The sequence below is a fragment of the Inquilinus sp. genome, from assembly GCF_039594555.1.
GTDB lineage: Bacteria > Pseudomonadota > Alphaproteobacteria > DSM-16000 > Inquilinaceae > Inquilinus.
Map to the genome: position 1 here is coordinate 40,459 of NZ_JBCNNF010000003.1, position 8,993 is coordinate 49,451.

Below are 8,993 nucleotides of genomic sequence, written 5' to 3' on the forward strand. Positions count from 1 at the left end.
TCTCATATCCGGGTAGTGCGCCCTAACAGGGAAACGGCCCGCCGACCTGCCTTCGCGGCGGGCCGGCGGCTAACCGGTCGCTGGGTTACAGCACGAAATCGCTGGCGGTCAGCGCGTGATCCGAGAGGACGATGATGGCGATGTCCGGGTTCTTGTCCCCGTTCGTGTCGCCATAGACCGTCTGGTAGCCATTGGCCAGCGCCACCACCCGCAGCTCGCCCGCCACGCCGGTGAATGCGCCGGTGCCGTAGGTGAAGGCGCCGCCGGAGCCGTTGGCGTCGATCGCGGACAGGTCGATGTGGTCGCCCGTCGAGAAGTCCTCGATCGTATCGCGGCCGGCCGCGGCCACGGTGCTGTCGCCCACGGCGGTGTAGACGAAGCTGTCGTTGCCGGCGCCCCCCTTCAGCGTGTCGGCCCCGGTCCCGCCGGTGAGGACGTCATCGCCACCATTGCCCAAAAGCCGATTGGCGCCGGTGTCGCCGGTCAGGGTGTCGGCGAAGCCCGATCCATTCAACTGTTCGATGGCGATCAGTACGTCGCCTTGGGCTTCACCGCCGAGGCCGACGCCGGTCTGCAGATTGATGGTCACGCCCGACGTGGATCCAGCGAAGGACGCGGTATCGATGCCTGTACCGCCGTCGAGCACATCCGCACCGATTCCGCCAACCAGGATGTCGTCGCCGCTATCTCCGTGCAGGGTATCGGATCCCTCCCGGCCATACAGAGTGTCGTTCCCGTCCCGTCCGGACAGCTGGTTGGCGCCATCGGCTCCGAGCAGGAGATCGTTGTAGTCGGATCCGGCCAGGTTCTCGATGCTGATCAGGAGGTCGTAATTGGCCTCGCCGCCCGAGATTTGCCGACCGCTCAAGCCAAGATCGACGGTGACACCTGCAGGTGAGTACCAATAGCCGGCCGTGTCGGCTCCCAAGCCGCCGTCGAGCGTCTCGCCTCTGTTGGCGCCGACTAATGTGTCGTCTCCGCCATTCCCCTGGAGAAGGGATAGAGGGGATGGGTACGGCCAATTTTCAATAGTTCTGGCAACAATGGTGTCCGCGAACGCAGTTCCAGAAAGATGCTTTATACCAGACGGATACATGGGATCGTAATATGCCATTGTGGTACCAGAGGCGGCGTCCTTGACAACGCCTCCATCCATTATAATGGCGCTTGTCCAGCGAGAGTAATCAACGGTCTCAACACCATCTTCGTCGCCATGGTAAGAGGCTCTGATATCCGACCCCACGAATATGTCGTTGCCAGTAAATCCCCAAATGTCATCTCCTGGGCCATAGGTAATATCGTTATAACCTGGAGGGGCGACAAGGCCATCACCTGCTGGATGAAAGAAGTCGCTGGATGTAGATCCATGAATTGTTGCCATGATTGCTCCTTGATTAATTAAATAAATGCACCGTTTTGCTTGTAATTCTCGTCTGCTCGTCAACGTCGAGACATTGCGCCTCCTTTTAAAAGCAACGAGCCTTGACCGCAGCGGCTCTAGTGTCAGTAAGGGCCGGCAATGCGCAGGGCCTCCAGGTGCCGCTCAGCGACCGCCAGCCCTTGGGCCAGCAGGTTGCGGATTTCATCCTCACGCAGGCCAAGGTGCAGGGCCTCCCACCGCAGCTCATTGCGACGGATATCGTCCTCGATTCCCGCGTCGATGATCTTAGTCTCCAGATCGCGCGGCATGGATTCAATCCTTCTTCGCGCAGCTGGGCAGCATCCAGTCGGTCGGCTGAGGTGGCGTCTTCTCGCGAGGGGTGACCGCGATGTCGGGGCCGCCGTTCACCCATGTCGCGACCGGGTGCTCACGGTGGCCAAGCACGTAGCCGCTCACCCGAAGCTGTTCGATGGCGGCTGAGGCGAGAAGTGACGCCTTGCCTTCATCCAGCCCCCGCGATCGGCGGCTCGGGTGTCCGACCCCATGGCCGCGAAGGGCCAACGAGATGGACCACTTCAGACCGGTCAGAAACTCCTGATAGGACATGGCTCAGGTTCCCGTGGACAGGCGCGCTCCGAAGACGATGCAGAACGCCTGCACCTCTTCCCATAGGTCCTCATCCATGCAGCTCAGTGCCTCCGCTGGGACGGCGGCCACGTCGATTGGTTGGCTGCCGGCCCGAGCCATCCCATGCAGCGCGGTCAGGGCCTCCTGCAACTTGGCCGGCTGCCGGCTGTCGACCCCCTCGTTGATCCAGCGGGCAGCCTGCCAGATCGTCGCTCGCTCATTGGCGCCGAGCGGCTGGGCGTAGCGCGGGTCGATATCACCTTCCGGGTCCTGGCCCTTCGCCAGGAGCATCCGGTCGCCCATGAGCTTCAGGCATTCGAGCCCGAGATTTCGGCACTCCGCGTCGAGCGCGCGGCCTCTCAGCGCATTGGCGACCACCGGTGGGAGCAAGTCCATATCTCGCACCTCGATCGGTTCGTGTTCTCTAAATGTTCTAGCCCTTGGAGGGCGCGGAGTCGAATCGATTCATAAAATTCTATTGATTGGGTGTAGCATCGGGTGTGGGCACAAAATGTGGGCCCGGGTCGAGCATCGATGGGAGGCGCCGATGTCCGGAGCAATGCTCAACGAGGAAGAGGTCTGGAGCCTTCTCGGGCGCGTGCGTGAGTCGCTGGGCGAGTTCCCGCCCGAGTCGGCCGTCGGCGACGGCGCCCAGAGCCTCGATGAAGAGGTGGACGACCTAGTGAAGGCTGTCCGATTTCCCGGCAACCTGCCGCCGCGGGCGGACCTGGCGGCTCTGAACCGGAGGTTCGGCCGCGGGTAATGTGCCTCGACGGTCTGAATAGGCGGGTATTTTCACCCCTTGCGCTTTTCGTTGCGGGTTGCTTTTCTCGAAGAAGTTCGACCGCATTTTAGGAACTCTTTCGATGAAGCGATTTTCGGCGGCTGCCATTGCAGCCCTTGGCCTGTCCGGCTGCGCATCGATCACTGAGGGTACGAGCCAAGAGATCCGGGTGGATGTCACGCCGGCGGTGGCCTCATGCAGCGGCGCCCGAAAGGGCAGCCCGACCGGGACCTATGACCCTGTTTCGCACATCTACAAGGTGGACAAGAGCCGCAACGACATCCTGTTCACCTGCAAGGCGCCAGGCTACCGCGACAAGACCGTGACGCTAGTCTCCTCTGCCAGCGGGTGGGGAGTTGCCGGAGCGCTGACGCTCGACTTCGGATTGATCGACTACGCCACCGGCGCCCTGAACAAGTATGAGCCCACGCTTACTATGACCCTGGAGCCGCAGGCCGGTCCGATTCTCGCGGCATCCCCGGCCGTTGCTCGGCAGATCGATCCAGGCAAACCCGTGGCCACCTCGGGGGCCGTCATCTGCCGTGTCGGCTCCCTGACGCTCGCCAAGCCCGCCCAAGCTTGCGCGGACGCTGGAGGGGTAGCCGTCGCGCCGATCAACTAGCTGATCGACGCCTGCTTCTATTGCCGATGCTCCTGCCGGAAACGGGCCGGTGCCTCGCAGCTGGCGTGCCCGGCCCAGACGCCGCGGCCGGCGCGCTCGGCCGCCTCCTGCGCCGGCAGGAACCGATCCTTGCTATACCGCGGCAATGCCCAAGCCCATCCAGACCGCACCATCGCGTCGCCGATGCTCTGCTGCCCGGCCCAGCATTCGGCAACGGTCCGGCCATAGCGATCACGATCCTTGGTCACGCAGCGGAGTTCGCCGCCGGCCAGGATCGCCTTTAGCCCTTCGGTCGCTTCATTGCCGATTGCACGCTCCACGCCGTTGATCATGCACATCTGCCGGCGTTCGGGCGCGTCATAGCCCCACAGCCGGACCCGCTGGCCGTCGACGCGGATGGTGTCGCCGTCGACCACTTCAACCGCGGCGAGGGCGGGGGAGGAGAGGGCGAGAAGAAGCAGGATCAAGGCACGCATGGCGTTCCAACTGCCCGAAAAGTCGTCCCGGAATCAATGGTTTGCTGATGGGCATTTCCGGTGGAATTGTTGGAGCGCCCCTTGATTCTGCTCACCTTCGCTCCGCCTTCTAAGCGGACGGTCGCTGGTTCGAGTCCAGCCGGGGTCGCCATCTTCCCATATCCGATCTGATCGGACCGCGGTTCGGGCGGGTTCGCGGAGCCCGTGCTGCCCGCGACCGACGCTCGCCTTCCCGACATCAACCATTCGCCGTTGCGATCGTGTCGCCGCGATTGGCCTTCACATTCAGAGAAAATTGCATAAATCCAAGCTGACAGCATGCTCAATACATTAAAGTAAATTGATCGCATTTTCTTGGAATCAAGATTCGTTGACTCTGTTTCTTCCGAAGAATTAGATGATTGAAGACAGTCGAATCGCAACTTAATCCACATTCTCTGTATATGAATCAGGTGAAGAATTGCCGGCGTCATCACGCCTGTTGCGCCGATCCGAGGCTGGGACGCCAGGCAGAGCGCTCCCCGAAGAAGCGCCTCGGCACCGGATCCGCCATCCGATGACTGTCGTTCCAGCCGGAACAGCAAAGTCTTTCGCGCAATGATATCAAAGGAGCTTCGTCGTGGATGCGTTCAGCGGCACCGAGTCGATTGACAATGTTTCCATTTCGGTCGAGGACCGATGCAATTCTGCCTTGAAGCTCGGCTTCGCGACCTGTCCTCTTCTGCGCTTCATCTATCCGGAGCCGGAGCGCTATCTTGAGCATTTCGAGGGCTTCGTCAGGGCGTATTGCGGCGAGCCGTACAAGCATGGCAGCGGCGCCTACATCCCGGACGGGGTCAAGGGCACGATCCTGTGGCAAACGCCGGACGAGCATGGCGATCACCACGAGCTGGTCGACTTTCTGGTGAAGACGACGCTGCCGGCCAATCGCGACAGTGTCCGCAAGCTGTTCGATCGCTTCTACCAGTATCATCCGCCGGAGTATTTCTACGTCTCGGTCATCGCGGTGGACCCGTATTTCCAGAGGCAGGGGCTGGGCACGTCGCTGTTCCGCTACGCGCTGCAACGTCCCGACCGGGCGGAATGGGTCTCGTATCTGGAGGCAACGACGGTCGGGTCGGCGCGCCTGTACCAGAGCCTCGGATGGAGGGTCGTGGACGAGGTCCAGGTCGGGAACTCACCCGTCTATTACCCGATGATCCGGCAGCCGCACGGCCGCTAGCAACCGCGGGCGCCGCCCGGCACGCCGGCGCGGCGCCCACTTCCCCATTTTCGTACGGGCGAGGCCGTCCATGCCGAACTCCGATCCTCGGATCGAAGCCATGTTCCGCGCCGATTGCCGCGGCGCCGTCGCGTTCGTCATCGTCCTGTGGGCCGCCATCCTGTTCGTCTTCCTCACCATCTGGCCGCTGGTCGACGGTCCGGTCCGCCTGCTGCTGGCCGTGGCGGGCGGCGGCGTGCTGATCCTCAACAGCGCCTCGATCTCGGCGCTGGTGCGGCACTACGCCGAGGACAAGGAGGCCATCTACAGCCTCGATCTCCGCCACCTCGACGCAGCCCGCGGATCCGACCGCGCTTCCGGGAGCGAAGCCTATGCCGCGCCGACCGTACCATCCGCCTGAGCAGGGCCGGGCCGGCCAGGTCATCGACGTCGTCGTCATCCTGGCGCTGGTGTTCGGCACGCTCTGGGCCCCGGCATTCCTGGGCCTGACCGGCGCCGGCACCGTGACCCGGCCGCTGGCGGACCCGACTTGGCAGGATCTGGGCCAGACGCCGGCGATGCAGCAGGCCTGGGAAAGCCTGGGCATGACGCCGGAGACGGCGGCGCCGGCAATCCTGACCCGCTTCGACTATTCGATCGACCCGCTGGCTTTCGGCCTGACCGCCGCCCTGCTGGTCGCCTATTTCGGCTTCGTCCTGCGCCTCTCCGGCAAGGAGTACCGGGACGTCATCGCCGAGCGCTTCGGCGAGGATGAAGGGGAGGGCGCACCATGAGCTTCTGGAGCCTGGCGGAATACGCCGCCTGGGCGCTGTCGGCCGCGATCCTGCTGTGGCTGCTGGCCGACATGCTGCGGGTCGACCGCAGCTACGACGAGGACCTGCTGACCTCATCCCGCGAAGGCGAAATCGAATGACCAGCGTGCCGGACACCGCCGCCGACACCCGCAAGATCAGCCTGCTGCGCGTGCTCGGCCCCGGCCATGTCTGGGCGCTCGGCGTCGGCATCGTGCTGGTCGGCGAGTTCATGGGCTGGAACTTCGCCGTCGGCAAGGGCGGCGCCATCGGGGCGCTGATCGCCTGCTGGGTGATCGGCATTCTCTACACCTGCGTCGCCATGATCGATTCCGAGGTCACCTCGACCGTCGCGGCGGCGGGCGGGCAATACGCCCAGGCCAAGCACATCATCGGCCCGCTGATGGCGTTCAATGTCGGGCTGTATCTGGTGATGGCCTACACCATGCTGGAGGCCGGCGACGCGCTGGTGGTCGGCGACCTGCTGGCCAGCGTGGCGGCGCAGTCCGGCCACGTGCTGCAGCGCGAGCCCTTCGTGCTGCTGACCGTCGCCGTCCTGGCCTGGCTGAACTATCGCGGCGTGTTCATGACCCTGACGGTGAACTTCGTCATCACCGCCGCGGCCTTCCTGTCGATCCTGCTGTTCTTCTTCGCCTCGGCACCCTGGCAGGCCGGCGGCATGATGCGGCACCAGGATCTGCTGACCGAACTGCCCTATGGCTGGCTCGGCGTCCTGGCGGCGATGCATTTCGGCATCTGGTTCTATCTCGGCATCGAAGGCACCTGCCAGGCGGCGGAGGAGGTGCGGTCGCCCGCACGCTCGCTGCCCTACGGCACGATGAGCGGCATGATCACGCTGCTGATCGCCGCGACCCTGACCTGGTATGTCTGCACCGGCCTCTTGCCCTGGGAGTATCTGGGGCGAGCGATCACGCCGCTCTACGACGCGGCGCTGGCGACGGGCAATGCCTGGCTCGAGGTGATGCTGTTCGTCGGCACCCTGTGCGCCGCCGTCGCCTCGGCCAATGGCTGCATCAACGACGCCTCGCGCGCCTGGTTCTCGATGGGCCGCGACCGCTATCTGCCCTCCTGGTTCGGCGCGGTGCATCCGCGGTACCGCACGCCCTACCGCTCGATCCTGTTCCTGGTGCCGATCGCGGTGGCCTTCGCCTATGTCGTGCCGCTCGACCAGGTCGTCACCTTCTCGATCCTGTCCGGGCTGCTCGGCTACACCTTCATGCCGATCAACATGATCCTGTTCCGCAGGAAATGGCCGTTGGGCAGCATCACCCGCGGCTACATCCATCCGCTCCACCCGCTGCCGGCGGTGCTGCTGCTGGTGCTGTGCGCGACGACCTATGTCGCGATCTTCCTCGGCTACGGCACGCAGCTGGCGGCCATGCTGGTGTTCTATATCGTCGCCTCGGCCTGGTTCGCCTTCCACCGCTACAGGTTCGTCCGCCGTGGCGACCAGTTCACCATGCCCTGGCCGCGGCCGAAGGGCTATTGAGCGCCGTGGACCTCATCCCGCCCGCCACCGCCCTGCTGGGCCTGCTGGCGCTCTGGCTGGCCTGGCGCCGCGACCAGGCGGCCGCCCGCCGGCAACGCGACCGCTTCCTCGACGACTGCCGCCCGCTGTTCCAGCGCGGCACCGTCATCCGCGGCGGCGGCGCCTATCCGACGCTGCGCGGCCGCCATCGCGGCCGGAGGATCGCGCTGCTGCCCTTCGTCGAGGCGCTGACGCCGCGCAAGCTGCCGTCGCTGTGGCTGGCGATGCGGCTGGACGGGCCGACCGGCGCGCGCGGCACGCTGGACGTGCTGACGCGGCCGCTCGGCGTCGAGTTCTACTCCCCCTCCGCCGGGCTGCCGCACCGGATCGACCCGCCGCCCGGCTGGCCGGGGGAGGCCGTGGTGAAATGCGACGACCCGGGCGCGCTGCCGGGCGGCGCGGCGCTGGAGGCGATCGCCGAGCTGCTGCGCGACCCGCTGCTGAAGGAGGTCCTGATCGCCCCGGGCTTCCTGCGTCTGGTGTGGCAGGCGGATGAGGGCGACCGCGGCGGCTATCTGCTGTTCCGCCAAGCCCGCTTCGCCGCCGGCCGCCTCGACCCGGGCCGGCTCGGGCACTGGCTCGACCGGCTGCACGCGCTGGACGGGGCCTTGAGGCCCGCGGCGCCCGAAAGGCAGGCGCTGCGGGCATGAGGCGACCCAGCGAGTACCGTGACCCGGCCGCGGGGGAGGCGCTGCCGCATCCATGGCTGGTGCTCGCGACCGCCGCCGCGCTGCCGGGCGTCGGCCATCTGCTGTTGCGGATGCCGCAGCGGGCGCTGACCTTCGCCTGCTTCGTGCTGGTGTTCGGCTGGATCAGCCTCCATCTGGCGCCGCCCGCAGCGTCACCGGCCGGCCGCCTCGCCGGCGGCCTGTTCGTCCAGGCGCTGGCGATCCTCGACGCCTATCGCTGGGCCCGGCTGCGCTGGGAGGCGCGGCGGGTCCTGCGGCGTGAGGACCGGCCTTTCCCCGGATGATCCGAAGTCCCCCTCGCGAGGCCGTCAGTCCCGCCTGACCCATTTCACCGGCACGGCCCACTCGATCACGACATCCTCCATCGACGAGGCGTTGTAGCTGTCGAGCGTGAAGTAGCCGGGGCTGGAGCCGCGGCGCAGCACCTTGACGAAGGTGCGGCCGTCGGCGAGTCGGACCACAACCTCGCGGCCGATCAGGCTGGCCGGGTCGCCGGTGGCATCGGCCCGGCGATAGTAGATCGTCTCGCGCTCAAGATAACGCGGATACATCGAGTCGCCCTCGACGATCACGGCGACGGTGGCCTCGTCGGCGCCGGGCGGCGCCTCGACCTCGTCGATTCGCTCGGACGAGATGTCGCCGTCGAACAGATGCACCTCCGCCCCGGCGCCGACCTTGCCGACCAGGCGCACGGTGCGGGGCGTGCCCAACGTGCTCAGCACCTCGAGCTCGCTGGTGCCGAAGGCGTCGGCGGCCAGCCGGATATAGTCGGCGGTCAGCCGCCGCTCGCCGCGCTCGAGCTTGATGAACTGCCCGCGCGAGACGCCCATGGCCTCGGCCGCCTGCTCATGC

Annotated in this window: 15 protein-coding genes; 9 read left to right on the plus strand and 6 right to left on the minus strand. The window is 65.7% G+C overall.

The window, feature by feature from the left end; translation table 11 throughout:
- Positions 1-85 precede the first annotated feature (85 nt).
- From ABDW35_RS00755 to ABDW35_RS00770, 4 genes are all read right to left on the minus strand, one after another.
- Positions 86-928, minus strand: coding sequence for a hypothetical protein (locus ABDW35_RS00755; protein WP_343711926.1), 843 nt, complete (start codon positions 926-928; stop codon positions 86-88).
- Between the two features lie 575 nt (positions 929-1,503).
- Positions 1,504-1,689: a hypothetical protein gene (locus tag ABDW35_RS00760; protein ID WP_343711927.1), complete on the minus strand. Its 186-nt coding sequence runs from the start codon at positions 1,687-1,689 to the stop codon at positions 1,504-1,506.
- A gap of 4 nt (positions 1,690-1,693) precedes the next feature.
- Positions 1,694-1,987, minus strand: coding sequence for a hypothetical protein (locus tag ABDW35_RS00765; protein WP_343711928.1), 294 nt, complete (start codon positions 1,985-1,987; stop codon positions 1,694-1,696).
- A gap of 3 nt (positions 1,988-1,990) precedes the next feature.
- Positions 1,991-2,404, minus strand: a complete 414-nt coding sequence (locus tag ABDW35_RS00770; RefSeq protein WP_343711929.1) for a hypothetical protein — start codon at positions 2,402-2,404, stop codon at positions 1,991-1,993.
- A gap of 151 nt (positions 2,405-2,555) precedes the next feature.
- Between ABDW35_RS00770 and ABDW35_RS00775 the strand changes: the two genes are divergently transcribed.
- Both ABDW35_RS00775 and ABDW35_RS00780 read left to right on the plus strand, forming a co-directional pair.
- Positions 2,556-2,771, plus strand: coding sequence for a hypothetical protein (locus ABDW35_RS00775; protein WP_343711930.1), 216 nt, complete (start codon positions 2,556-2,558; stop codon positions 2,769-2,771).
- A 103-nt stretch (positions 2,772-2,874) separates the two neighbouring features.
- Positions 2,875-3,414, plus strand: coding sequence for a hypothetical protein (locus tag ABDW35_RS00780; RefSeq protein WP_343711931.1), 540 nt, complete (start codon positions 2,875-2,877; stop codon positions 3,412-3,414).
- 17 nt (positions 3,415-3,431) lie between these two features.
- On the opposite strand, the gene ABDW35_RS00785 is transcribed toward ABDW35_RS00780, so the two are convergent.
- The gene (locus ABDW35_RS00785; RefSeq protein WP_343711932.1) at positions 3,432-3,890 is read right to left on the minus strand and encodes a thermonuclease family protein; all 459 of its coding nucleotides are present in this window, start codon (positions 3,888-3,890) and stop codon (positions 3,432-3,434) included.
- Positions 3,891-4,581: 691 nt separating this feature from the next.
- Between ABDW35_RS00785 and ABDW35_RS00790 the strand changes: the two genes are divergently transcribed.
- The 7 genes from ABDW35_RS00790 to ABDW35_RS00820 all read left to right on the plus strand — a co-directional run bounded on the left by ABDW35_RS00790 (position 4,582) and on the right by ABDW35_RS00820 (position 8,425).
- Entirely contained in the window at positions 4,582-5,112 is a 531-nt protein-coding gene (locus tag ABDW35_RS00790; RefSeq protein ID WP_343711933.1) for a GNAT family N-acetyltransferase, read from the plus strand.
- A 100-nt stretch (positions 5,113-5,212) separates the two neighbouring features.
- Complete coding sequence (locus tag ABDW35_RS00795) at positions 5,213-5,512, plus strand: hypothetical protein (protein WP_343711934.1); 300 nt, start codon at positions 5,213-5,215, stop codon at positions 5,510-5,512.
- Positions 5,484-5,885 (plus strand): hypothetical protein, encoded by a 402-nt coding sequence (locus tag ABDW35_RS00800; RefSeq protein ID WP_343711935.1) that lies wholly within the window; start codon positions 5,484-5,486, stop codon positions 5,883-5,885. The genes ABDW35_RS00795 and ABDW35_RS00800 overlap by 29 nt, the downstream gene beginning before the upstream one ends.
- A complete protein-coding gene (locus tag ABDW35_RS00805; RefSeq protein ID WP_343711936.1) occupies positions 5,882-6,025 on the plus strand; it encodes a hypothetical protein in 144 nt (47 codons plus the stop codon). The genes ABDW35_RS00800 and ABDW35_RS00805 overlap by 4 nt, the downstream gene beginning before the upstream one ends.
- Positions 6,022-7,413 carry an amino acid permease gene (locus ABDW35_RS00810; RefSeq protein ID WP_343711937.1) on the plus strand — a complete coding sequence of 464 codons (1,392 nt, stop codon included), beginning with the start codon at positions 6,022-6,024 and terminating at the stop codon, positions 7,411-7,413. Before ABDW35_RS00805 ends, ABDW35_RS00810 begins: the two co-directional genes overlap by 4 nt.
- A 5-nt stretch (positions 7,414-7,418) precedes the next feature.
- Complete coding sequence (locus ABDW35_RS00815) at positions 7,419-8,102, plus strand: hypothetical protein (RefSeq protein WP_343711938.1); 684 nt, start codon at positions 7,419-7,421, stop codon at positions 8,100-8,102.
- Positions 8,099-8,425 (plus strand): hypothetical protein, encoded by a 327-nt coding sequence (locus tag ABDW35_RS00820; protein WP_343711939.1) that lies wholly within the window; start codon positions 8,099-8,101, stop codon positions 8,423-8,425. Before ABDW35_RS00815 ends, ABDW35_RS00820 begins: the two co-directional genes overlap by 4 nt.
- A 24-nt stretch (positions 8,426-8,449) precedes the next feature.
- Here the strand turns inward: ABDW35_RS00820 and ABDW35_RS00825 are convergent.
- Positions 8,450-8,993: S24 family peptidase (locus ABDW35_RS00825; RefSeq protein ID WP_343711940.1), on the minus strand; the 544-nt coding region annotated here is incomplete at its 5' end.